Here is a 25664-nt window from a genome sequence, read left to right on the forward strand (position 1 = left end):
TCATTTTCAATTAACGGTTGAAATATAATATTCAGATGCTATAATTAAGTAGGAGCAAGTGATAATGATTTTCATTTGCAGATGTATCACCTAATAAAGGAAGAGGAAGTAGACGGGATTGCCATGAAAAAACGATATTTATTGATAGCACTTGTTGTGTTGTCTCTTATCTCTCTCTTTGTGGGGGTAAGTGATATCACACCAAAGGACTTATTAAACTTACATTCAGAAAAGACACAAATTTTCCTCATCAGTCGCGTACCAAGATTGGTTGCGATTATTTTGGCGGGCTTTGGTATGAGTATTGCAGGCTTAATTATGCAAAGTTTGAGCCGCAATAAATTCGTATCGCCTACAACGGCTGGTACATTAGATGCTACTCGTTTAGGGATTCTTGTATCGATGCTGTTATTTGCAAACGCTTCGATGCTTGAAAAAATGGCGGTATCCTTCGTATTTGCGCTTGCCGGCACATTATTATTTATGCAAATATTGGACCGTATTAAATTTAAAGATGCGATTTTCATACCGCTTGTCGGATTGATGTTTGGGAATATATTGTCTTCTATCACGACGTTCTTTGCTTATAAGTCCAATGTGATCCAAAATATCTCAACATGGCTACAAGGTGACTTCTCGATGATCATGAAAGGTCGCTACGAACTGCTTTATATTAGTGTGCCTGTATTGATTATCGCCTACTTCTATGCCAACCGTTTTACAGTGGCTGGAATGGGTGAAGATTTTGCAAAAAACCTAGGGCTTGCTTATAAACGTATCGTTAATTTCGGCTTAATCCTTGTTGCTTTAGTTACTACTACTGTTGTTTTAACAGTTGGTATGATTCCATTTTTAGGATTGATCATTCCCAATATTGTCTCCATTTTTAAAGGAGACCACTTGCAAAAAACACTGCCACATACTGCGCTTTTAGGAGCTATATTCCTCTTAATCTGCGATATATTAGGCCGTGTCCTTATCTATCCATATGAGATTTCTATCAGCTTAATGGTAGGCGTCATAGGCAGTGCAGTCTTCCTATTCTTGTTGTTTAGGGGGAAGGCGTATGCGTAATAGTATTAAATTAGCAATATTGCTAGGCGTTGCGCTTATATTTAGCGCACTGTATATTTTCCAAGGCTTGAACGGCAATTATGATTACATATTGCCTCGGAGAGTAATTAAGATTTTGGCAATGGCTTTGACAGGTGTTTCTATCGCTTATTCAACGGTCATTTTCCAAACGATTACGCATAACCGTATTTTGACTCCAAGTATTATGGGGTTAGATTCTCTATATTTGCTTTTGCAAACGTTTATTATTTTCTTTTTTGGATCTGGCCATATTATCATTATGAACGCGCAAGTGAACTTCTTTGTGTCAGTTGTCGTTATGATAGGCTTTGCGCTAATCCTATACCAATTTTTATTTCGCGCTGGCGGGAAACCGATTTACTTTTTGCTGTTAGTGGGCATAATTGTGGGGACGTTCTTAGGAAGTATCACGACTTTTATGGAAGTTTTGATTGATCCAAATGAATTTACCCGCGTACAAGACAAAATGTTTGCTAGTTTCAATAATGTCAACGGTGATCTCGTATGGCTGGCATTAGTGGTAGTTGTGATTGTCATGATCTATGGTGTTAGAATGATCAATCAACTAGACGTTCTATCACTCGGCCGAGATACAGCGATTAATTTAGGTGTGCCTTATGATAAAGTGGTCAAGCGCATGCTGATCATCTCAGCGATACTTATTTCAGTATCAACGGCACTTGTTGGGCCTATTACATTCTTCGGTTTGATAGTAGCCAATTTATCTTATCAATTTTTCAAAACGTATAAGCATTCCATTTTGATTACGGGTGCGTCATTTATGAGTTTAGTTGCATTAATCGGAGGCCAATGGATAGTTGAGCGAGTATTTACATTCTCAACAACATTAAGTGTTATCATCAATTTCATCGGTGGTATCTACTTTATTTACTTATTATTGAAGGAGAGTCGATCTGCATGATCCAAGTAAAAGAGATTTCCAAGTATTTTGGAAAGAAAATGGTCGTTGATAAGGTAAGTGTTGATATACAAAGAGGTAAAATCACTTCCTTTATTGGCCCAAATGGCGCCGGAAAATCGACGCTATTGTCGATGGTGAGCCGTTTACTTGATGCGGATACCGGTGAAGTATTGTTAGACAGCACTGATGTAAAGAGAGTGAAGTCCAATGATTTCGCAAAACGCGTATCTATTCTAAAACAATCCAATTTTATGAATGTTAGGTTAAGCATTCGTGAACTCGTTTCTTTTGGACGCTTCCCATATTCGCAAGGCCATCTTACTGAAGAGGACCAAAAAAAAGTTGATGAAGCCATTCATTATATGAACTTAGAGGATATCCAACATGATTATTTAGATGAATTGTCTGGTGGGCAACGACAACGCGCATTTATCGCGATGGTTATTGCTCAAGATACCGAATATGTTTTGCTAGACGAACCATTAAATAATCTGGACATGAAACATTCTGTTCAAATCATGAAGATTTTGCGTAAACTTGTTGATGAATTGGGCAAGACTGTAGTGATTGTACTTCATGATATCAACTTCGCATCCGTTTATTCAGATTTTATTGTGGCGCTCAAAGATGGAAAAGTCGTAAAAGAAGGGCCAACCAGTGAAATCATTAATTCCGCGTCACTCAAAGAAATATACGATATGGATATACCTATTCAAGAGATGAATAGCTGTCGAATCTGTGTGTATTTTAATTCATGATAAAGGGGAAAAACAAATGAAAAAGTGGTCATTACTAACATTAGTATTTGCAGTTCTATTTGTGCTAGGCGCATGTAATTCAAAAGATTCTAGCAAAGATAAAGGGAATTCTAATAGCGGTTCTAAAGAAACAATTGCCGTAACAAACGATTTTGGAGTACAAAATGAAGATGGTTCATCTGATTCTGTAAAAGATAAAGTTGATGTTCCGAAAAACCCAAAAAAAGTAGTTGTATTTGATATGGGCTTCTTAGATACACTTGATACACTTGGTGTAAAAGTTGCAGGTATTCCACAAGATTCAATTCCTGGTTACTTGAAAAAATATGAAGGTAGCGATTACGAAAACGTTGGTTCATTAAAAGAGCCAGATTTTGAAAAATTGGCTTCATTGAATCCTGATGTTATCTTTATTTCTGGACGCCAAGCTAGCCTTTATAAAGAATTCAGCAAAATTGCGCCAACTGTTTATGTTGGTTTAGATACATCTCGCTATATGGAATCATTTAAAGAAAACACAGAATTAGCAGGCAAAATTTTCGGCAAAGAAGATCAAGTGAAAACAGAACTTGCTAGTGTAGATGAAACTATCGCAAAAGTTCAAGGCGAAACAAAAGGTTTAGATAAAAAATCACTAATTATCCTAGGTTCTGAAGGTAAAATCAGCGCTTACGGTCCTGCTTCACGCTTCGGCTTGATTCACGATGTATTTGGTTTTAAACCAGTAGATAAAGGCATTGAAGTATCAACTCATGGACAAAACGTTTCGTATGAATATGTATTAGAGAAAAATCCAGATATCATCTTCGTAGTAGACCGCGATGCTGTTGTAACAGAAGGCGCTTCAGCGAAAAAAGATATCGAAAACGATATTGTAAAGAAAACAACTGCTTATAAAGATGGAAAAATGATCTACTTAAACCCAGAAGTATGGTACTTATCTGGTGGAGGTATCCAATCTGTAAAAGAAATGGTTAAAGAAGTAGAAAAGGCTTTATAATCATTGTTAACACCTAGCCCAAGATGGCTAGGTGTTTTTTTGTGTGTATGATAAAGTGAAACTACTCTGGAGTAGCTTGCGTTAGATGAAGTAGGTTTGTGTATAAAAGGGTATGCTAATAAACAAGGGGGGATTGGGCATGTCAAAAATCATGTATTCCTTAGGCATTCTTGCTTTTGCTATTTTTATTTTTTTATGGATAAGTTTAAAGAATGAATGGGTAACGACAATCGATTTAGTAGCAGCTCATTTACTTAAGGGCAATGGATTTATTATTGCTTTCCATTATATTGGCGAACAAACATTTATCTTAACGATCGCTGTTTTGCTGCTAGTTTGGTTATGGATACGCGATCGCAATTATCGTGGCATGATGTTTACACTGTTGACGATCGGCGGAGGAAATATGATTAATCAATTTATTAAAGAATGGGTGCATCGTACTAGACCAGACATTCCTAATCAATTGGCATCCTTTAGTTTTCCATCTAATCATGCGATGATGAGTGTCCTCTTTTTGTTCACCCTCGCTTATTTTATGACTGAGGATAAACGGAAGAGCACTTTTTCAATAATTGTATGGCTAGTAGCAATACTATTGGCTATATTAATCGGCTTGTCACGTATCGCGGAAGGCAGGCACTTCGCTTCAGATGTAGCGGCAGGGTGGGCATTGGGGTTTGCTTGGTTTGTTATAGTTTGGGCATGGTATGTACGTCGCAAAAAATGGCAAAACACGTAGTCCATAACAATCCCCTAACAGAAAAGCTCAAAGGGGATTGTTTATTTATAGAGGTTTCAATAATTCAAATGAAGTCTTATTCTCCATTTTTATCTAGTAAATAACAAAATTTTATGTATTACAGATCAAATGAATAGCAAACTTCTTTACTTTTTATCGAAAAGAGACTATTATAAAGAACATAAAACCAAGTATTCTAATAGGATAAGAGGGGAAAAGTATGACTCAAAAAACTGTCTCAAATTGGGACCACAAATCAACAACAGTGGTTGCCAAGCTGAACCCTATGCAAAAACCGCTAGCTTCAGCAGGGATTCTTATAGCAATTATTCTTTTGATTTCGATTGTTTACGTGGCAAATTGGACCCAAGGTGTACTATTTATTATCGGCATTGCCCTTGGCATGACGTTATTGCATGCACGCTTTGGTTTTACCTCTGCCTTCCGTCGACTGGCATCAGTCGGTAATGTGCAAGGGTTGCAAGCGCATATGCTCATGCTTGCAATTGCATCTATTTTGTTCGCGATTATACTCGGAACGGGCTTTAGTTTTACTGGAGTCGCTCCTGAGGGAAATGTTTCACCTGTAGGCACAAGCTTGCTTGTCGGTGCATTTCTTTTCGGGATTGGTATGCAACTTGGAAATGGATGTGCATCAGGAACACTTTACCAAGTGGGTGGAGGAACATCTTCCATGCTTTTAACGCTCATTGCATTCATTGCGGGATCTGTTCTAGGTGCATATAATTTCACATTTTGGATGGAGGACACACCTTCATTGCCAGCCATTTCGTTAGCTGAATCAACAGGTCTCGGTTATGTGGGCGCATTAATCGTCCAACTCATCGCATTTGCTGTCATCTACTGGATTACTGTTCAGATTGCGAAAAAGAAACGCCCACCGATGATGAAGCCTCTACCAACAACTAAAGGCTTTAAAAAAATGATTCGCGGTTCTTGGCCATTATTCGCAGCTGCTATTATTCTTGCATTGTTAAATGCATTGACTTTAGCGGTAAAAGGCAGCCCTTGGGGTATTACTTCTGCTTTTGCACTATGGGGCGGCAAAGCATTAATGGCAATGGGTGTAGACGTGTCAAGCTGGGGCTTTTTCGCAGGTGCTAAAGGCAATGCCTTAAGCCAATCAGTGCTCCTTGATGCAACGAGTGTCATGAATTTCGGTATTATCCTTGGCGCATTTATATCAGCTGCATTCCAAGGTACATTTAAACCGAAGAAACTTCAACCGAAAGTAGCAGCAGCAGCTGTAGTAGGCGGTCTTATGATGGGTTATGGTGCCCGTCTTGCATTCGGCTGTAACATTGGTGCATATTTCAGCGGTATAGCTTCCTTCAGCCTTCATGGTTGGGTGTGGGCAGTAATGGCCTTTTTCGGCACATATGTAGCACTCTTTATACGTCCGCTCTTTGGATTGAAAAATCCAAAATCTACGGATACGTTTTGTTAAATACACTAGAATAACACCAAAAAGGCTTCTGTCATCCTAAACGATGACAGAAGCCTTTTTATTGTGTCTTAATCCTTATTGATTAGCATTGAGCGATTGGCGCACTGTAATCTTATGGATTGCAAAAGCAAGGATGCTCGCTGCGATTAAAAAGACTAAAACAATGCCTACGACACCGCTCCAGCCGAACTTAGACCAAAAGAGTCCGCCGGTTGTTCCGCCGACACTGGATCCTACGTAGTAGAAAAAGAGGTAAAGCGAAGAAGCTTGTGCTTTTTCATGTGTTGCTCTTTTTCCAACCCATCCACTTGCAATGGAATGAGCTCCAAAAAAACCGAAAGTAAGAATCGCTATTCCTGCAATCTTGATAAATAGGTTATCCGTTAATGATAAGAGAGCACCGGCAAGCATAAGCCCTATGCCGCTCAAAAGAATTTTGTAACGCCCGTGATGGTCCGCTAAACTACCCATCCATGCCGAACTGAATGTCCCTACAAGATAAATTAAAAAAATCCAGCCAACAATTGTTTGGCTAAGAGAATAAGGTGGTTCTATCAATTGGAAACCTATATAGTTGTACATCGTTACAAAAGATCCCATTAGCAAGAATCCAACACCGAATAAACTTAATAATGCAGGATCCTTCAAATGCATAAGAAGAGATTGGAATAGTGGCTTTAATGCAAGCTTATCTGGCTCAAAATGACGAGATTTTGGCAATAAAAAGTAAAATGCTATAGCAAGAAGCAAACTAATAATGCCAATCACAATCATTCCGACGCGCCAATTCGAATAATCGCTCACAGAACCCATCACAATCCGTCCGGCAAGACCGCCAATGGAATTTCCACTTATATAGAGCCCCATTGCCGCTCCTAAGCTTTTTGGATCGATTTCCTCACCTAAATAAGCCATCGCAATAGCTGGTAGACCTGCAAAAACAGCGCCTTGGACAACTCTCAAGATCAGCAAGACGTGGTAGTTAGGCGAAAAAGCAATAAGAAAAGTTAAAATAGCTACCGCAATCATAGAAAATGTCATAATAGGTTTGCGGCCCCATGCTTCAGAAAGAGAACCTACTATTAACATACAAATGGCAAGTGATGCTGTAGTAAATGAGAGGGAAAGACTAGCCGCAGCCGGCGATATATGGAAAAATTTTGTTAACGTCGGCATCACTGGCTGCGTCATATATAAATTAGCATAAGTACTAAACGCGCCAGCGAATAATGCCAAGTTGGCTTTGCGAAAATCTAATGTTCCTCTTTTGATGTATTCCTCCATATTTTTCACCTCGATAACCTTATTATAAAACGCAATAAGAAAGAAATACATTTTCCTGTTTATTCCCAGAAAGAGGGAAGTGGTTCATCTTTTATTTTGGCTTTAAAGAAAATTGTTTCATAAAGGAAACATTAAGCATATAGTAAATAAAAAGTCAGTTCATAAAGGAGTATGTAAATGGATGCAAGTGTACTATATGCATTGGGGTTAACTCTTTTTGCAGGATTGGCAACAGGAGTCGGCAGCTTAATCGCCTTTTTTACCTCAAGAACGAATACTAAATTTTTATCATTTTCTTTAGGTTTCTCAGCTGGTGTTATGATATATGTTTCCCTTGTTGAGATATTTGTCAAAGCTAAAGTGGCACTAGTTGGGGAGCTAGGAGAGAAACAAGGCCATCTTTTTACAATTATCGGATTCTTTTCAGGCATGCTGCTAATAGCCTTGATAGATAAACTGATCCCGAAACAAGGAAATCCGCATGAAGTCAAAATGGTAGAAGATTTGAAGAAAGGCCCGTCACAACAAGATTATTCGAGCTTAATGAAGATGGGCGTTTTTACTGCCCTTGCCATTGGCATACACAACTTTCCTGAAGGGATTGCCACGTTTGTTTCCGCATTGAGTGATCCAAATTTAGGATTAGCGATTGCCATTGCTGTCGCAATTCACAATATCCCTGAAGGTATTGCTGTATCTGTTCCTATTTTCTTTGCAACAGGGGACCGGAAAAAAGCTTTTAAGCTTTCTTTTTTATCAGGCTTAGCAGAGCCGGTTGGGGCATTCGTTGCGTATTTATTATTGATGCCATTTTTGAATGATATTATGTTTGGTATGATATTTGCTGGGGTGGCAGGAATTATGGTTTTTATCTCACTAGACGAATTATTGCCGGCGGCCCGCAAATACGATGAAGCTCACTCGTCAATTTATGGCGTTGTTCTTGGCATGATTGTTATGGCCATTAGTTTAGTATTGTTGGTGCCTTAAGAGGATTGCTTGACGGCAATCCTCTTTCTTGGTGCAAAAAGAGGGCGGTACTACATTGCATGTCGAGCAGTTTCCAACTATAATGGCGAAGAATCACATCAAAGAATGTATCATCATGGGAAATTAGGGGAAGAAAATGGACAAGTTGCTTGGCAGTTTATTAATGGTTATATTTGTAGCAAACTTAATTTGGATTATTTACATAATCATAAAAGAATATAAAAAAGATAGCGCTAGTTTGTTTAGATCTATCTTTTTGTCATATTCAATATTGTGTTTGATAATTATAGTCTCTATGCTGTCTTTGTTGTTTCCTGCTTTTTATTTGGAGTCATTCTGTTATTTTATTAATAACGAAAAAAGGGGTTGCCAATATGGCTAGCCCCTTACTGTATTCTAAATATACTCTGATACTTTTAGTTGAATCCCATTTCGATCAATGGAAACAGCTTTTATCTCATAATCCGGCAGGTGAGGACGCATCTTTTCAACAAATTCATCTACTTCTTCAGGTTGAACTAAAGAAATCATGGTTGGACCTGCTCCGCTGATCGCTGTCCCGTAAGCCCCATTTTCCTTCGCCAGTTCTCTAATTTTATTATAATAGGGAATTATATTTGCCCTGAAAGGTTCATGGAACAAGTCAGCTTCCATCATTTCACCTACACGTTTCCAATCATTCATTAATAAGGCGGCTGTTAATACATTAGCATAGGCACTTGCTTGTACAGCATATCCTCGGTCAAAAGTAGAAGGCAAGGCATCCCTTGCTTCTTGTGTTTTAAGCTCTACATTTGGGATGAAAAGGGCGAAGGCTATATCTATTTCTTTTACACTCAGCAGGCTTAGTCCTCCATTCGGCAACATAGCCCCGATTGTCAGTCCACCGCAGAGGGATGCCGTAGCATTATCTGGGTGTCCTTCTAAATCAGTAGTAATACGGCATTTCTCTTCTAATGTTAAGTTTAATTCACAAAGTTGATTAGCTAATTCAACCCCTGCAGCAATGGCAGCCGCACTGCTCCCAATACCACGAGCCAAGGGTAATTCGCTTTGTACAATCACCTTGCAGGAGGGGAGTATGGCACCATAGCATGATGCTGCATAGTTTGCGCTTTGATAGATTAAATGGTCTTCCGTATTTATTTCTTGAGGTAAATGAACTGATTGATGATCAAATGCCCATTGATCACTTAATGTTACATCTAAAGTTAAGTATAGTCCTAGTGCAATTCCAATTGAATCAAAGCCTGGTCCTAGATTCGCTGTGCTGCCCGGTACTTGTATGTTCCATGTTTTGCTCATAGTAGTCCCTCGATATACTCACGGATTTCCTGTTCGTTATTCGAAAGTGTTACCACATTGACAGAGGATGCACTGACAGCTGTGTCAGGATCCTTCAATCCATTGCCTGTAAGGACCGCTACAACCTTGCTTCCTTTTGCGATAGAACCATCCGCTACAGATTGATAGACACCTGCAATAGATGCGGCTGATCCAGGTTCAGCAAAAATACCTTCTTTAGAGGCAATCAATCGATAGGCATTTAGAATTTCTTCATCAGTCACAGCACTGATTTTACCGTCCGATTCATCGCGTGCCATTTCTGCCAATAGCCAACTGGCTGGATTTCCAATGCGGATGGCCGTAGCGATTGTTTCAGGATGTGCTATTGGTTCGCCTCGGACAATGGCGGCAGCCCCTTCCGCTTCATAACCAAACATTCTTGGAAGAGATGTACCTTTTTTCTGTGCGTATTCTCTAAAGCCTTTCCAATATGCGCTTATATTACCTGCGTTGCCAACCGGAATAGCTAGGATATCTGGTGCGTCTCCTAATGCATCGCAAATCTCAAAAGCTGCTGTTTTTTGGCCTTCTAAACGATAGGGATTGACCGAGTTTACTAAGGTTACGGCTGTTGTATCACTGATTTGGCGTACAAGTTGCAATGCCTCGTCAAAATTGCCATCAATCTCGATGATTTTTGCGCCGTACATATAGGCTTGCGCTAATTTGCCTGCAGCAACTTTACCCTTTGGAATCACGATAATAGCCTCAATGCCTGCTCGTGCCGCATAGGCAGCCGCAGACGCAGAAGTATTGCCGGTAGAGGCGCAGATTACGCATTTGCTTCCCTCTTCTACCGCTTTAGCCACGGCCATAACCATTCCTCTGTCTTTGAAGGAACCAGTAGGATTTAAACCTTCAAACTTTACGTGCAAATCAATCCCCAGCTCTTCAGATAATTTGGCAAGATAGATTAATGGTGTATTTCCTTCGTGAAGTGTTAAAAGCGGTGTATTGCTGTTGATTGGCAAAAATTCCTTGTAATGATTAAGCAAGCCATTCCATATAGCGGTCATGATGATAATTCCTCCTTAGTAAATGCAAAGTGGTGTACTTTCTAAAAATACAGCTGTTTATGTATAAGAGACACTTTATCAAAAAAAGAACCTGCTTTCAATGCTATCCTATAAATATTCTAAAATTTCGTAAAATATTTAAGATATTGTCACATGTTTACTGATGTTGTATAGTAAATACATATAAATGTTTACACGTGTAAAGACACATAATGGGGGATGGGAATAGAATGAAACAAGCAGTAAATGCACAAGTTTTTTCGCGCAATAAATTATTGGGCGTTGCAGGTGTAGGATGGTTATTTGATGCACTCGATGTAGGTATTTTATCTTTCGTTATTGCGGCACTTGCAAGCGATTGGGGGTTAACCTCGGAACAGATGGGGTGGATTGGTAGCATTAACTCGATCGGCATGGCCGTAGGAGCGTTAGTATTTGGTATTTTTGCAGATCGTGTCGGCCGTAAGTCTGTCTTTGTTTGGACATTAATCATTTTTTCAGTAGGAAGCGGAATATCTGCATTTGCTTCTTCACTAGCCATTTTTATGGCATTACGTTTTGTGATTGGTATGGGACTAGGAGGAGAACTCCCAGTGGCATCCACTTTGGTATCTGAAAGTGTGGAAGCGAAAGAAAGAGGAAGGGTAGTCGTATTGCTGGAAAGCTTTTGGGCAGTAGGCTGGCTACTTGCAGCGGTAATTTCATATTTTGTCATTCCGCATTATGGCTGGCGTGTTGCATTGTTGTTAACGGCGCTTCCAGCATTATACGCAGTTTACCTTCGTCTCCGTTTGCCAGATTCGCCCCAGTATGAGGAGAAAAAAGAGAAAAGAAGCGTGCTACAAAATTTAGCAGCTGTTTGGTCTAAACCTTATGCAAAGCAAACAATCATGCTATGGATCGTATGGTTTACGGTTGTATTCTCGTATTATGGTATTTTCTTATGGCTTCCGAGCGTTATGGTGGTAAAAGGGTTTAGCCTGATAAAAAGTTTTGAGTACGTATTAATCATGACATTAGCTCAATTGCCAGGTTATTTTACAGCTGCTTGGCTGATTGAAAAGTGGGGAAGGAAATGGGTGCTTTCTGTGTACCTGCTAGGCACGGCATTTAGTTCACTAGCATTTGGTCTGGCTGATAGCACTTGGCTTTTAATGGTTTCGGGAATGCTACTTTCTTTCTTTAACCTCGGAGCATGGGGTGCACTCTATGCTTATACACCAGAACAATATCCGACCGTGATAAGGGGCACAGGTGTCGGCATGGCAGCATCGGTAGGGAGATTAGGCGGCATCTTTGGACCATTGCTTGTTGGATCACTAATGGCAGGAGGCATATCGATTGGTTGGATATTCTCTATCTTCTGCCTTGCTATATTAATCGGTATCTTAGCTGTAATAGTACTTGGAAAGGAAACAAAGCAAACAATTATTAATTAAAAAGTAATTTTTAGGGACTAGCATAGGTTGCTAGTCCTTTTTTGTAATTATTTTTATTTAGAAAGATTAAATTCGAAACAAAAAGGGAACAAATTACCTTAAAGAGCAATTTTTTATTCAACAAATTGCTATGTAATTTTATGTATTTAAGGGAGGTAACAAATTGAGCAATGACAATCAAAAAGATATCTCAAGACGGGATTTCTTGAAAACAACTGGTATTGCAACAGGAACTTTGATCGGCGGAGGTTTAATCGGTGGCTTGATCGGCTACAATTCGAAAAAAACTGCCGCACCGTCTAAAACTAACCAGTCACATTCGAACAAAACATCTGAGACTAGCCAAGGGAAGATGTACTTTACAACAGATGCAGATTTTAATGTTTTAGCAGCTGCTACGGAACGTATTTTTCCAAAGGATGATTTAGGTGGCGGAGCTATTGATCTTGGCGTCCCTTATTTTATTGACCGTCAGCTGGCAGGTCAATATGGCAGTAATTCGAAAGAATATATGCAAGGACCTTTCCATGATGGATCCCCAACGCAAGGCTATCAAACACGTTTAACGCGAGCAGAGATTTTCTCTGAAGGCGTTTCTAAGCTGGAACAAGAAGCGCAAAAACGCTATAAAAAAGGTTTTACTGATATTTCGGATAAAGAGCGTGACGTGATTTTAACGGCATTCCAAAAAGATAAGGTGAAGATGAAAGGCGTATCTGCCGCATTCTTCTTTAATTTGCTCCGGTCAGCAACCATTGAGGGCGCGTATGCCGATCCTCTATATGGAGGCAATCGCAATATGGAAGGATGGAAGATGAAAGGTTTCCCTGGACATCAAATGTCCTATATCAATGTGATTGAAAAAGAGGGATTCCAAAAAATTGCACCAAAATCTTTAGGTATGCATTAATAGGGGGTATGGATTATGGCGAAAACATTGCCAAAGGTTGATGTAGTAACAGTCGGTGTAGGCTGGACAGGCGGAATTGTAGCCGCAGAATGTACAAAAGCAGGATTGAAAGTAGTTGGCTTGGAAAGAGGTAAAGAGCGTGGAACCAAAAACTTTGCGAACGTCCACGATGAATACCGTTATGCTATTCGATATGAATTGATGCAAGATTTATCAAAAGAAACAGTTACCTTCCGTAACAACCGTAAACAACAAGCTTTGCCGATGCGCCAACTAGGTTCATTCCTGTTGGGTGAAGGGCTAGGCGGCGCTGGTACTCACTGGAATGGACAAACATTCCGTTTCTTACCGTATGATTTTAAAATTAAATCTATTACTGATAAAAAGTATGGAAAGAATTTCTTAGGATCCGATTACATCCTGCAAGATTGGGGGATGGATTATGATCAAATAGAGCCATACTACGATAAATTTGAAAAAATAGCCGGTATTAGCGGTGAAAAAAATCCACTTGGTGGCAAACGATCAGATGATTATCCAACAAAGCCGATGAAAAAGACACCTCTGTTGAAAAAGTTCGAGACTGCAACTAAAAAAATGGGGTATCACCCGTACATGATGCCATCTGCGAACCTATCTGCACCGTACAAAAACCAATATGATCAAAATATTAATGCATGCCAATATTGTGGTTTCTGCGAACGTTTTGGCTGTGAGTATGGCGCGAAAGCAACGCCGGAAGTAAGTGTTATTCCAGCAGCATTAAAAACGGGTAAATATGAAATTCGCTTTAACTCAAATGTTGTAGAAGTTCTTACTAAAGGAAATAAAGCAACAGGCGTAAGATATATTGATTCTGTAACAGGAGAAGAATATATTCAACCAGCAGATGTGGTTGTTCTCAGCGCATTTATGATGAATAACGCTAAATTGCTGATGATCTCTAAAATTGGTACTATGTATGACCCGAATACAGGTAAAGGAACTTTAGGGCGTAATTATTGCTATCAAATTATGCCAGGTGCAACTGGTTTTTATGATGAGCAATTTAATACATTTATGGGTGCTGGTGCACTAGGTGAATGTTTAGATGACTTTAATGGCGATAACTTTGACCACTCTAAACTAGGTTTTATTCACGGTGCGAATATTGCATTAACCCAAATTGGTTTACGTCCAATTGGGAACAACCCAACGCATGCCGATACACCGACATGGGGAGCTGAGTTTAAGAAAGAATCAATCCAAAACTATACGCGTTCATTGTCTGTTGGTGGACAAGGTGCTTCAATCGCACATAAAGAAAACTACTTAACATTGGATCCGAAATATAAAGACGCATATGGCGTGCCTTTATTGCAAGTAAACTATAACTTTACTGATCAAGATCGTAAACTGCACCACTTTATTTCTAAAAAATGTGGCGATATTCTAAAACAAATGGATGCCAAAAAAGTAGAAGTTCGTGCAGATCTAACGGATTATAGCATCGTCCCTTATCAATCAACACATAACACAGGTGGTACTGTAATGAGTAAAACACCTGAGGATGGGGTAGTTAATAATTACTTACAACACTGGGATTGCGAAAATCTATTCGCAGTGGGTGCTGGTTCATTCCCGAATAACTCAGGTTATAACCCTACTGACACTGTTGGCGCTTTAGCGCTTCGCTGTTCTGAAGGGATTATCAAGTATAGCAAAAAAGGTGGATCTTTGGTTTAACCAATAACCTTCTCTAAAGCTAAATCAAAAATCAAATAAAAGGAGTGATGCATCATGGGCATAGGTGCCATTGGTATTCCTGGATTAATCATTATTTTAGTCATTGTACTTATCGTTTTTGGTCCAAAAAAATTGCCGGAGATTGGTTCTGCAGTAGGCAAAACTTTCTCTGAGTTTAAAAAATCTACTCAAGGCCTAATGGATGAACATGAAGAACCTAAAAAGGAAACGATCACAACTGTCAAAGTAAAGGATAAAAACGAAATTTAATTAGAGGGTGTTCGTATGGATCCGTATGAAGAAAATAAAAAGAAAGTACTTAGCCCTTTGGATAAATTAGACGAAAGCGAATACGAAGGGAGCGAAGAGGCTGCGGCTGTTGAGCCCGTCTCCCCAGCTCCTTCCGCCTCTCTCGAGATCGAAGAGGAGCAGGGATTGGAAAGCTCCTTTAGGGATACGAGCGAAGCATTTGTTGAACATCTGGCGGAACTTAGAAAACAACTTATCAAAGGGTTAGCTGTTTTTCTCTTTTTCTTTATTCTTGTATTTGCGACAGTCAACAAATGGCTTCCGTATGTAACAAGAGGGCACGACTTAGTCATCTTAGGGCCTCTTGAAGTTGTTAAATTTTATATGTCCATCTCTACAACAGTTGCTGTAGGACTTTCATTGCCATTCTTAATGCACTTTATATGGTCATTTATAAAACCGGGTTTAAAAGAAAACGAAAAAGGTTTTCTTGGTTTATATTCGCCCGTTATGCTTCTGTTATTTCTCTTAGGGGTGGCTTTCGGCTATTTTGTCATTAACCCAATTAGCTACCATTTCCTTGTAGGCATAGGCGAATCGAATTTCAACGTAATGATCTCAGCAGCTCAGTACATGAGCTATCTCATCATGACGACAGTCCCAATTGGATTATTGTTTGAATTACCGATTATTGCTATGTTTTTATCGACAATAGGCGTTCTAACATCAGATACGATGAAGAATATTCGAAAATGGTCTTACGTTATTATGGCCGTTTTCTCAGCACTTATAACACCGCCTGATTTTATGAGCCAATTGTTGGTACTCGTACCGATGGTTCTTCTTTATGAGATCAGTATATATATCGTGAAGAAATTGGAAAGAAAAAGAGAATTACAAGAAGAAAGTTTTAGTTCATAAATAGGAAAAGCTTGTTGATCAGGAATAGCGGGTCAGCAAGCTTTTTTCTGCTTATGCTGCTGAGCCGAGATAATTAGAGTTTCTGTAATAGAGGAGCGAGTGGCCGTAATTTCATCGTGAGTGTCTGAATAATTGGTTGAGTGTCCGTAATAGAGCAGCGAGTGACCAAAAAAGGTAGTTGAGTGGCCCTAATCGAGACGAGTGGCCGTAATTTCATCGTGAGTGACCTGAATAATTGGTTGAGTGTCCGTAATAGAGGAGTGAGTGACCAAAAAAGGTAGTTGAGTGGCCCTAATCGAGGCGAGTGACCGTAATTTCATCGTGAGTGACCTGAATAATCGGATGAGTGTCTGTAATAGAGGAGCGAGTGACCAAAAAAGGTAGTTGAGTGGCCCTAATCGAGACGAGTGACCGTAATTTCATCGTGAGTGACCTGAATAATCGGATGAGTGTCCGTAATAGAGGAGTGAGTGACCTCAATAACCGGTTAAGTGACCCCAATCCCCTCGAGACTTTCCGATAGGTTTGCCGTATGTAACAGCAGGGCATAAATCCTAATAATTGCAAATACAATTCCTTAAGGAGTAATAGTTTATTGAAAGCGAATACATCGAAATTCGTTAATTTATACGATTTATTTTTATAATTTACATGCATGTCCGTCAATTTCTAGAAAGGCTATTTAACGATAAAGGATGGGGTATGATGAAAGAAAAGTTAAAGGAAATAGAGTCGAAGCTCAAGGGAATATTTCAACATCTGCACGCTAATCCGGAAATCGCGTGGGAGGAATACCGCACAACAGAATATATTGAATCGTTATTGCAAGAAGAAGGTTATAAGGTCCATACATTAAAAGACAGTACGGGTCTGTATGTTGAGATCGGGGAAGGCAAGCCGGTTGTTGGTTTAAGGACAGATATGGATGCCCTTTGGCAGGAAGTAGACGGGGAAATGCGAGCCAATCATTCATGTGGACATGATGGGCACATGACTATGATTATTGGGGTGCTACTTCTTATGAAAAAGTTGTCAATCGAGTGGAAGGGAACCTTGCGTGTTTTATTCCAACCGGCTGAGGAAAAGGGACAAGGGGCTCTTTCCTTTGTGGAACGGGGATTGATCGATGATGTAGATTATTTGTTTGGTGTACATTTGCGTCCTATACAGGAGCTCGAAGATGGCACTTTTTCGCCGGCCATCCATCATGGCGCATCCATGACTATTTCCTCGGAAATTTATGGTGTTGAAGCTCATGCTGCAAGGCCGCATTTAGGTAAGAACGCAATCGAAGTGGGGAGCAGCCTAGTAGAAGCTTTAAAATCCATTCGTATCGATTCAATGATTCCCTATTCCGCAAAGGTGACGGTTTTCCAGGCTGGAGGCAGATCAGGCAATATCATACCCGGCAAAGCATTCATTAACGTGGATGTAAGAGCCCAAACGAACGAAGGCATGCAAGAGTTATATAAAGATATTCAGCGCATTGTTAAAGGAGTTAGTACTTTATATGAAGCGAATATTGAGTTAAAGGTTTTGACTGATATAGCGGCAGCGAAAGTAAATGAGGAAGCGGAAGAGATTCTAAAACACGCGATTATAGAGTCTGTCGGTGAAGAAAAACTAAGGCCTGCCCTCTTTACACCAGGAGGGGAAGACTTCCATTTTTACAGCAAATTGAGGCCACATATTAAAGCTACTATGCTAGGATTAGGGTGTGGTTTATCCCCAGGGCTACATCACCCTGATATGACATTCAACCATGCCCAGCTTTTGCCTGGAGTTGAAATACTAACGAGATCAGTTTTAAAAGCAACTGGTTCAACAGTCAAATAATGAAACGAATATAGGTGAGTTTAAAGTTGAATATAGAACAAGTTAAGATCCGCCAATTAAAAATGCGGATGAAATCTCCTTTTAAAACCAGCTTTGGTAGCGTGCAGGATAAACAATTTCTTATTCTTGAAGCAAGGGATCGAGATGGTCTTATCGGATATGGAGAAGGCGTCGCATTTGAAGTGCCTTGGTATACGGAAGAGACGATGAAAACGAGCTGGCATGTACTAGAGGATTTTCTACTACCGCTTATTATGGGCAAAGAGATTCATCACCCGGATATGGTCAGCGAAATCTTTAGCAGTATCCGTCGTAACAGCATGGCTAAGGCTACGTTGGAAACCGCGATATGGGATCTTTATGCTAAGAAGCAATCTATTCCTCTTGCAACAGCTTTAGGCGGTCAAAAAGAAAAGGTGGCTGTTGGAGTGAGTATCGGCATACAGCCTACACATCAGCAGCTTTATCAAAAAATTGAGGATGCTTTAGAAGCTGGCTATCAGCGTATAAAGGTGAAAATTAAACCAGGCGAGGATATTGCACTGCTTAATGCGATTAGAAATGAATATCCAGATGTCCCTTTAATGGCGGATGCCAATTCATGTTATACGCTTAATGATTTAGCATTGCTTCAAGAACTAGATCAATATGGTTTGTTGATGATTGAACAGCCGCTAGGCGCAAATGATATTGTGCAGCATGCGAAGCTTCAAAGTCAGTTAAAAACACCTATCTGTCTAGATGAAAGCATCACTTCATACGAAGATGCTGAGGCAGCGATTGATCTTGGAAGCTGTAAAGTGATGAACATCAAATATGCCCGAGTAGGCGGCCTGACGGAAGCAAAACGTATCCATGATTTGTGTGCTAAACATGAGATGGCAGTATGGTGCGGTGGTATGCTTGAGGCGGGTATCGGAAGGGCACACGCTATCGCCTTATCTACGCTGGCTAATTTTACGCTGCCAGGAGATACAGCAGGCTCTGCACATTACTGGGAAGAGGACATCATCACACCTGAAATTACGGTGAAAAATGGCTATATTAGCATTTCAAAAGAACGGGGAATAGGCTATGAAATCAATCATTCTGCGATTGAACGTTATACAGTGAAGGAAAAGGTTTATCGTGCGAAATGATGATGACTTGTTCCTGTTTTCCTGGCTATGGACAGGGAACATCTTTTTTGTGCGAATCTAGCGACTATATGTTATCTTTTTGATAAAATAAAAAAAGAATCGGTAATTCATTTTGGGAGGAATATATACATGAGTAACGTCCTAGTATTCGGACATAAAAACCCTGATACAGATACAATTACATCTGCATTAGTGTATGCATATTTAAAACAACAAATCGGCGTCGATGCTGAAGCTGTTCGCTTAGGTGAGCTAAACAATGAAACGGCTTATGCACTAGAAAAATTCGGCTTTGATGCACCCCGCTTGATTGAAAAAGCGACACCAGAAGTACAACAGGTCATTTTAGTCGACCACAATGAGCGCCAACAATCTGTAACTGATATAGAAGAAGTACAAGTACTTGAAGTAATCGATCACCACCGTATCGCGAACTTCGAAACGGCTGATCCTTTGTATTACCGTGCTGAGCCAGTTGGATGTACAGCAACCATCTTAAATAAAATCTTTAAAGAAAAAAATGTAGAAGTTCCTGCAAACTACGCAGGTTTAATGCTTTCTGCTATCATTTCTGATACATTGCTATTTAAATCACCTACCTGCACAGAAGAAGATGTGCAAGCAGCGAAAGAATTAGCAGAAAAAGCAAATGTGAATGCAGAAGAATATGGACTTGCTATGTTGAAAGCAGGTGCCGACCTAAGTGATAAAACATTGGAAGACTTATTATCATTAGATGCGAAAGAATTCGCAATGGGCGACCATAAAGTTGTGATTGCACAAGTAAACGCAGTAGATATCAACGATGTATTTGATCGCCAAGAAGAGTTAGAAAAATTGTTAGAAAAAGAAGTACAAGATAAAGAGTTAGATTTATTCTTCTTTGTAGTCACAGACATTCTAAACAATGACTCTGTTGCTGTACCGGTTGGTAAGGTTGCAGATAAAGCTGCTCCTGCATTCCGTTCAGTGCTAGAAAACAACCGTATTGTATTAAAAGGTGTTGTATCACGTAAAAAACAAATCGTCCCAACACTAACTGAAGTATTAGGCTAAAAATAAAGAGCTGACTCCCTGGAACAAGAGAGTCAGCTCTTTTTTATAAGATCAATCATCACAATTCAAGCGGGTCAACGGCAGGGCCTTCTATAACCAAGCCCTCTTTTGAAAAACGGGATCCATGACACGGACAATCCCACGTTTCATCCGCTTCATTCCATCTGGTTTTACAGCCCATATGTGTACAGCGAGGAGTAGAAGTTCGAGTGATATAGCCACCTACAAAATCAACTGCTACTTGGCTGCCGATTTTTAAAGCTTGTGCGAGTGCAGTGCCTAGCTTTGTATGGCTAGGCGAATAAAGATCTAAGCCCTTGTTTGGGGTACCTAATATGCCATCGCTAATTAGCTGTCCTGTGACAAGAGAGTTGGAGATTCCCCATTTTCTAAAACCTGTCGCAATCCAGACGTGTGGAGTCCCAGAGCCAAGATGTCCAACATATGGAAGTAAGTCAGGTGTCTCAGGGTCCTGTGCCGACCATTTAAAAGGAATATCTTTTGCATCGAATCTGTCATGTCCCTCTGCTTCAATCTCATCATAATATTTATACGTATCCGATTTAGTGCCTGCTTTATGACTTGGCCCTGCAAGCAACAAATAATTTTCACCGTCAATCAGTGCTGTTCGTATAGATCTTACAGCGGTATCAACTGAAAGATATTGCCCTTTATAAGGGTCGGGTGTTTTAAAAGCAATAATATAAGAACGATTGATTTCTAATTTAAATAAATGCAGTCCCCTAAGTGCTTCAATGGGGTAATGAGATGCAATGACTAAATCTTTGCATGAAACCGTATGTCCGCTATGTGTTGTCGCCTTTTTATTTTGAATATCCACATGCTGAACTCGCGTATGCTCATAAACCTTCGTTCCTGCAGCCATGGCTTTAGCAAGCATTTCACGACCAAAACGAACAGGATGGATTTGGGCTTGCTCTGCCATTGAAACAGACAATTTCGTTGGATAAGGGATTTCACTCTTCGGATTCATTGTGCCAGCAATATTCAACTGTTTATAGGCATCCCATTCGTCTTCCAGCTTCTTTCTATTAAACTCTTCCTGTGTATACAGGATAGATGTAGAGGGCTGGATGACATCTGAGCCTACTAAATCGAATCCCGAAGAAACAGCCTTTTGGTTGAGTTTATAGTAAAGAGAAGCCCCATCACTTCCGAATTGCTTGATCAGTGTTTGATAGATGGCACCGTGCTGAGCTGTCAGTTTCCCGGTAGAATGGCCGGTTGCACCTCCCAATACGGAATCTCCTTCTAGCAATACTACGTCTTTTCCTGCTTTAGACAGATGATAGGCAGTCATTATGCCACTTAATCCGCCACCAATAATACATACATCTGTTTCGATTGATTCGCCAAGTGCAGCTTTTGAATGCTCTGTTGGTTGTTGTAGCCAAAGTGATTTATACATATATAATCTCCTGTTTTTTCCTAGGTTGTGTTATTCATATGAAGTTTAAACATTTAGTTGTCATGGATTGAACGGCCGGGCAATAAAATTGCCTTTTGAATGAAGTGATAGATACAATAGAGGCGAGGTGATCATGATGAAAATAGAAGTTTGGTCAGATTATGTATGTCCATTTTGTTATATAGGTAAACGAGAATTAGAGAATGCATTGAATAAAACAGGATTTAAGGATCAAGTGGAAGTTGTCTTTAAAGGCTACCAGCTTAGTCCTGAATCGAAAGATACATCAGATGAAAGCATGTATGAAGTCGTTGCAAAGAAATATGGCACGACAGTAGAACAAGCAAAAATTCAATCACAAGGCATCATTGCCCGTGCGAAGGAATTGGGCTTGGATTATGATTACGACCACTTAAAACCTGCGAATACATTTAAGGCACATCGCCTTGCAAAATATGCAGCAACCAAAGGGTTAGGGGCCGAAATGAGCGAGCGTTTGCTTCGTGCCTATTTTATCGAAGCGAAGGAAATTGGCTTAACGGATACATTAGTTGAGTTGGCCGCAGAAGTAGGTATCGAACGCAAGGACGCAGAGGAAGTCTTGGCAAATGGCTCATTCGCTGACGACGTATTGCGAGATATACAAGAAGCAGCCCAAATTGGCGTAAGAGGGGTTCCATTCTTTGTGTTGAATGGGAAGTATGCGATCTCAGGAGCTCAACCTAATGAAGTGTTCGAAAAAGCAATTCAACAAGTCGCAGAGGAAGAAAATCTTCGTCCTACATTAAAAATGATGGGGCAAGATGGCCAGGGAATATGCACAGACGATCATTGTGATTTCTAAAAATTTCAGTCAAAAGTATGAAAACCCATTCGTTGACTTCGGATGGGTTTTACATTAAAATTAAAATATCTTGAATTTGAGATATAATATTACACGAAAAGAGAGTGTGTGACTAATGACAAACGTATTAGTTGTTAAAGCAAATAACCGCCCAGCGGATCAAGCTATATCAAGCAAAATGTATGAAACATTTATGGAAACTTTAAAAGGTTCTGATTTAAATGTGACTGTATATGACGTATATGAAGAAGATACTCCTTATTTCGGTCAAGATTTACTAGATGCTTTTGGTAAATTGCAAAATGGTGAAGAGTTGTCTGAGCTTCAACAACGTACACTTGCTGCTAAACAAAAAGCAATGGACGCACTTACAGCTGCTGATGTAGTCGTATTTGCATTCCCTCTATGGAACTTGACTATTCCTGCTAAATTACAAACTTTCATCGACTATGTATATGCAGCTGGTTTTGCATTCAAATACGATGAAGCAGGTAATATGATTAGCCTAATGCCTGAGAAAAAAGCTATCTTGCTAAACGCACGTGGTGGCATTTATTCTACTCCAGAAATGGCATCTATGGAAATGGCTGTTAACTATATGCGTAATGTATTTGGCGGCGTTTTCGGTATGGACATTATCGAAGAAGTTGTTATCGAAGGTCATAATGCAATGCCTGCTAAAGCACAAGAAATCATCGCTGACGGTTTAGAAGAAGTTAAAGCAGCAGCTAATCGTTTAGTTGAAATGGCTGTTAAAGCGTAAGCAACAAGTTAGAAATAGAACAATAAAAAGCACCTCCTATGTTAGAGATAACTCTAGCTTTGGGGGTGCTTTACTTATTATTGAACGGTTAGGGCTAAATTACAGTTTTCGTTCAAATTGATGATAGCGCGTTCCCTGGTATGTCAGCGTACCATTGTCTCCTTCAACAAAAGAACCATATACTTTACCGCTCACCCGCAATTCAACTCGTTCTCCGTTTTCTAATTCAAATGTCGCATAGTAGCTTGTGCTGGCACTTGTATCATGTCCTCCGCCGCTAACTTCGGTACGTTTGGCTACGATTGCAGCAGGAACAGTGAGGATAGGTGAGTTATTATTCGTTGTCCACGTGTTCAGCCCCTTGGCTGCACTGATAATTAAAATACCGATTACAATCACAAAACCAATGCCAACGATAATCGGTACAATCGTAAATAAGCTAAATCCTTGTTCTTCTAATATCATTCCTGCCACCCCTTACAATAATCCTATAATATGTATTTCAATTTATTATACGAATAGACCTAGAGAAAGTTTCAACCCATGTTCCGGTTGCTTTAGCCAAAGAATATTACTTGTAAAATGGGCCTTCGTTATTCATACTTAGTTATGAATAAGTATGAAGGGAATGGACTTTCGGAGATGAAAGAACAATGGATGAATGATTTAAAAACGATTGTAAATCCCGATGATATCAAAATAGATGAACCACTTAATAAATACACAATGACAAAGCTAGGCGGCAATGCAGATTTGCTTGTTATGCCTTCCACTGAAGAAGAAGCGGCAGAAGTTGTCAAGTATGCCCACCAGCATGACGTACCTCTATTTCTATTAGGAAATGGATCAAACATGGTCATCCGTGACGGAGGCCTTCGTGGAATTGTTCTAAACCTCTCTAAATTGGATGAAATCCGTATTGAAGGGACGACCGTGTATGCTCAAGCTGGAGCACTGATCATCGATGTATCAAGAGCAGCTGCCGCGCAATCATTGAGTGGCCTTGAATTTTCTTGCGGTATTCCAGGCTCAGTAGGTGGAGCGATGGCAATGAATGCAGGTGCATATGGCGGTGAAATTAATGATGTAATCGTCAGCTGCAAGGTCATGACGCCAAGTGGCGATATATTAAACCTGACAAAGGAACAGTTAGAACTCGGCTATCGCCAAAGCATTATTGCGAAGAAGGGTTATTACGCGCTTTCTTCCATTTTTGAATTGAAGAAAGGCGACCAAGCAACTATTGATGAAACGATTGCTGATTTAACATACAAGCGAGAGTCGAAGCAGCCTCTTGAATTTCCTTCAGCAGGCAGTGTATTCAAACGCCCCCCAGGTCATTTTGCAGGCAAGCTAATTCAAGATAGTGGCTTGCAAGGTAAAGGTGTGGGTGGAGCAGAAGTATCCACAAAACATGCCGGCTTTATCATCAATAAAGGCAATGCGACAGCAACGGATTATATTGAGACAATCCGTATGGTTCAGCGTACTGTAAAAGAGAAATTCAACATAGATCTTGAAACAGAAGTTAAAATTGTCGGCGAGGATGTAAAATAAGACTAGATATAATGTTAAGAAGACGCCTTCCGTTATACCATGGAGGGCGTCTATTTTTATAGATGGGTTAGCATGAAATAAACAGGGGAAATGTCTTTTCTAGTGAGGAATATTGTATTCTTCCAAAATCTATATTTTTTGAAGGAGTTTTATAGGATGAAATTTATATCATGGAACGTCAATGGTATTCGCGCATGCTTGAAGAAAGGGTTTCTTGACTATTTTCATCAGGAAGAACCAGATTTTTTCTGCATCCAGGAAACAAAATGCCAAACTGGGCAAGTAGAGATCGATTTGCCTGGGTATTATCAATTTTGGAATGATGCGGAGAAAAAAGGGTATTCAGGAACAGCCATTTTTACTAAACATGAACCTTTATCAGTCAGTTATGGTGTTGGCGATGCGGACACACAAGACGAAGGCCGAATTATTACATTGGAATATGAAAACTTCTACTTAGTAAATGTATATACACCGAATTCGAAGCGGGATCTGGCTCGTTTGGAGTATAGGCTGCTGTGGGAAGATGAACTGCGTGCTTACTTAAAAGAGTTAGATGAAAAGAAACCTGTCATTTACTGTGGTGACTTGAATGTCGCACACCAATCAATCGATTTAAAAAACCCCAAAGCCAACATAGGGAACTCTGGTTTTACAGAAGAAGAAAGAGGCCGAATGACGAGACTATTAAACAGCGGCTTTGTCGATTCATTCCGCTCTGTTTACCCTGAAGCAACAGATCGTTATACATGGTGGTCATATATGAACAAAGTAAGGGAAAGAAATATTGGCTGGCGCATTGACTACTTTATTATCTCTAAAAGGCTTGAGGAATCTATAAAAAAAGTAGACATCCATCATGCAATAGCAGGAAGTGATCATTGTCCAGTTCTTCTAGAAATGAATATTGACCAAATGGTTGAGACTAGAACAGAATAAAATATTCTTCCTTCAATGATGAACAAATTTACAATGGCATGCATTGGAGTACGGCGTCTCTTGCGGAAAAAAGCTTGAGCTGAATCCCCTCAGGATTAGACCGAAAAATTAAATGCTTATACTTTTTGTATAAAAGAATACTTACAGTAAACCGAACCAATGTGATGTTGAATTTCACATATAGTTCGGTTTTTTACATAGCAAATAATAGACTTTTAACTACAGTTTCTAAGAC

General features: G+C 39.8%; 24 protein-coding genes. 19 read left to right on the forward strand and 5 right to left on the reverse strand.

From position 1 onward, the window contains the following. The first annotated feature begins 123 nt into the window (after positions 1-123). The 6 genes from RST01_RS11830 (at position 124) to RST01_RS11855 (ending at position 5985) form a co-directional block, all read left to right on the forward strand. Positions 124-1074: an ABC transporter permease gene (locus RST01_RS11830; protein ID WP_066791983.1), complete on the forward strand. Its 951-nt coding sequence runs from the start codon at positions 124-126 to the stop codon at positions 1072-1074. After that, positions 1067-2017 carry an iron chelate uptake ABC transporter family permease subunit gene (locus tag RST01_RS11835; RefSeq protein ID WP_147197063.1) on the forward strand — a complete coding sequence of 317 codons (951 nt, stop codon included), beginning with the start codon at positions 1067-1069 and terminating at the stop codon, positions 2015-2017. The genes RST01_RS11830 and RST01_RS11835 overlap by 8 nt, the downstream gene beginning before the upstream one ends. Continuing rightward, the gene (locus RST01_RS11840; protein WP_147197065.1) at positions 2014-2775 is read left to right on the forward strand and encodes an iron ABC transporter ATP-binding protein; all 762 of its coding nucleotides are present in this window, start codon (positions 2014-2016) and stop codon (positions 2773-2775) included. Before RST01_RS11835 ends, RST01_RS11840 begins: the two co-directional genes overlap by 4 nt. Positions 2776-2791: 16 nt before the next feature. Then, on the forward strand, positions 2792-3775 hold the full coding sequence (locus RST01_RS11845; protein ID WP_147197067.1) for a siderophore ABC transporter substrate-binding protein: 984 nt from the start codon (positions 2792-2794) through the stop codon (positions 3773-3775). Positions 3776-3914: 139 nt separating this feature from the next. Next, positions 3915-4517 carry a phosphatase PAP2 family protein gene (locus tag RST01_RS11850; protein WP_147197069.1) on the forward strand — a complete coding sequence of 201 codons (603 nt, stop codon included), beginning with the start codon at positions 3915-3917 and terminating at the stop codon, positions 4515-4517. A gap of 220 nt (positions 4518-4737) precedes the next feature. Further along, complete coding sequence (locus RST01_RS11855; protein WP_147197070.1) at positions 4738-5985, forward strand: YeeE/YedE family protein; 1248 nt, start codon at positions 4738-4740, stop codon at positions 5983-5985. A gap of 75 nt (positions 5986-6060) precedes the next feature. On the opposite strand, the gene RST01_RS11860 is transcribed toward RST01_RS11855, so the two are convergent. After that, positions 6061-7269 (reverse strand): MFS transporter, encoded by a 1209-nt coding sequence (locus RST01_RS11860; protein ID WP_147197072.1) that lies wholly within the window; start codon positions 7267-7269, stop codon positions 6061-6063. A gap of 177 nt (positions 7270-7446) precedes the next feature. Here RST01_RS11860 and zupT point away from each other — a divergent pair, with 177 nt between their 5' ends. Beyond that, positions 7447-8259, forward strand: coding sequence for a zinc transporter ZupT (gene zupT / locus RST01_RS11865; RefSeq protein ID WP_147197074.1), 813 nt, complete (start codon positions 7447-7449; stop codon positions 8257-8259). Between the two features lie 396 nt (positions 8260-8655). Here the strand turns inward: zupT and thrB are convergent, their stop codons facing one another. Beyond that, positions 8656-9564 (reverse strand): homoserine kinase, encoded by a 909-nt coding sequence (gene thrB / locus RST01_RS11870; protein WP_147197075.1) that lies wholly within the window; start codon positions 9562-9564, stop codon positions 8656-8658. Further along, a complete protein-coding gene (gene thrC / locus RST01_RS11875) occupies positions 9561-10613 on the reverse strand; it encodes a threonine synthase (RefSeq protein ID WP_147197156.1) in 1053 nt (350 codons plus the stop codon). Before thrC ends, thrB begins: the two co-directional genes overlap by 4 nt. 239 nt (positions 10614-10852) lie before the next feature. On the opposite strand from thrC, the gene RST01_RS11880 reads away from it, so the two are divergent. From RST01_RS11880 to RST01_RS11915, 8 genes are all read left to right on the forward strand, one after another. Beyond that, the gene (locus RST01_RS11880; RefSeq protein ID WP_147197077.1) at positions 10853-12061 is read left to right on the forward strand and encodes an MFS transporter; all 1209 of its coding nucleotides are present in this window, start codon (positions 10853-10855) and stop codon (positions 12059-12061) included. 163 nt (positions 12062-12224) lie between these two features. Continuing rightward, complete coding sequence (locus RST01_RS11885; protein ID WP_147197079.1) at positions 12225-12971, forward strand: gluconate 2-dehydrogenase subunit 3 family protein; 747 nt, start codon at positions 12225-12227, stop codon at positions 12969-12971. A gap of 15 nt (positions 12972-12986) precedes the next feature. Further along, complete coding sequence (locus RST01_RS11890; RefSeq protein WP_147197081.1) at positions 12987-14696, forward strand: GMC family oxidoreductase; 1710 nt, start codon at positions 12987-12989, stop codon at positions 14694-14696. Between the two features lie 54 nt (positions 14697-14750). Beyond that, positions 14751-14966, forward strand: coding sequence for a twin-arginine translocase TatA/TatE family subunit (gene tatA / locus RST01_RS11895; RefSeq protein WP_173668486.1), 216 nt, complete (start codon positions 14751-14753; stop codon positions 14964-14966). Positions 14967-14981: 15 nt separating this feature from the next. After that, positions 14982-15866, forward strand: a complete 885-nt coding sequence (gene tatC / locus RST01_RS11900) for a twin-arginine translocase subunit TatC (RefSeq protein ID WP_147197083.1) — start codon at positions 14982-14984, stop codon at positions 15864-15866. A 705-nt stretch (positions 15867-16571) separates the two neighbouring features. Beyond that, positions 16572-17702, forward strand: a complete 1131-nt coding sequence (locus RST01_RS11905; RefSeq protein WP_147197085.1) for a M20 peptidase aminoacylase family protein — start codon at positions 16572-16574, stop codon at positions 17700-17702. Between the two features lie 26 nt (positions 17703-17728). Beyond that, a complete protein-coding gene (menC, locus tag RST01_RS11910; protein ID WP_147197087.1) occupies positions 17729-18841 on the forward strand; it encodes an o-succinylbenzoate synthase in 1113 nt (370 codons plus the stop codon). A gap of 129 nt (positions 18842-18970) precedes the next feature. Then, positions 18971-19897 carry a manganese-dependent inorganic pyrophosphatase gene (locus tag RST01_RS11915; RefSeq protein WP_147197089.1) on the forward strand — a complete coding sequence of 309 codons (927 nt, stop codon included), beginning with the start codon at positions 18971-18973 and terminating at the stop codon, positions 19895-19897. 58 nt (positions 19898-19955) lie between these two features. Here RST01_RS11915 and RST01_RS11920 read toward each other — a convergent pair whose 3' ends face one another. After that, a complete protein-coding gene (locus RST01_RS11920; RefSeq protein WP_147197091.1) occupies positions 19956-21326 on the reverse strand; it encodes an FAD-dependent oxidoreductase in 1371 nt (456 codons plus the stop codon). Between the two features lie 136 nt (positions 21327-21462). Between RST01_RS11920 and RST01_RS11925 the strand changes: the two genes are divergently transcribed. Further along, positions 21463-22170, forward strand: a complete 708-nt coding sequence (locus tag RST01_RS11925; RefSeq protein ID WP_147197158.1) for a DsbA family oxidoreductase — start codon at positions 21463-21465, stop codon at positions 22168-22170. Positions 22171-22285: 115 nt separating this feature from the next. Continuing rightward, entirely contained in the window at positions 22286-22933 is a 648-nt protein-coding gene (locus RST01_RS11930; RefSeq protein ID WP_066790332.1) for an FMN-dependent NADH-azoreductase, read from the forward strand. Between the two features lie 99 nt (positions 22934-23032). Here RST01_RS11930 and RST01_RS11935 read toward each other — a convergent pair whose 3' ends face one another. Further along, positions 23033-23398: a DUF2500 domain-containing protein gene (locus RST01_RS11935; RefSeq protein WP_147197093.1), complete on the reverse strand. Its 366-nt coding sequence runs from the start codon at positions 23396-23398 to the stop codon at positions 23033-23035. 177 nt (positions 23399-23575) lie between these two features. Between RST01_RS11935 and murB the strand changes: the two genes are divergently transcribed. Together murB and RST01_RS11945 are read left to right on the forward strand one after the other, a co-directional pair. Next, on the forward strand, positions 23576-24490 hold the full coding sequence (murB, locus tag RST01_RS11940; RefSeq protein WP_147197095.1) for a UDP-N-acetylmuramate dehydrogenase: 915 nt from the start codon (positions 23576-23578) through the stop codon (positions 24488-24490). Between the two features lie 156 nt (positions 24491-24646). Further along, complete coding sequence (locus RST01_RS11945) at positions 24647-25429, forward strand: exodeoxyribonuclease III (RefSeq protein WP_147197097.1); 783 nt, start codon at positions 24647-24649, stop codon at positions 25427-25429. The last annotated feature ends 235 nt before the right edge of the window (positions 25430-25664 follow it).

The sequence above is a fragment of the Rummeliibacillus stabekisii genome (assembly GCF_007988965.1).
Taxonomy (GTDB): domain Bacteria; phylum Bacillota; class Bacilli; order Bacillales_A; family Planococcaceae; genus Rummeliibacillus; species Rummeliibacillus stabekisii.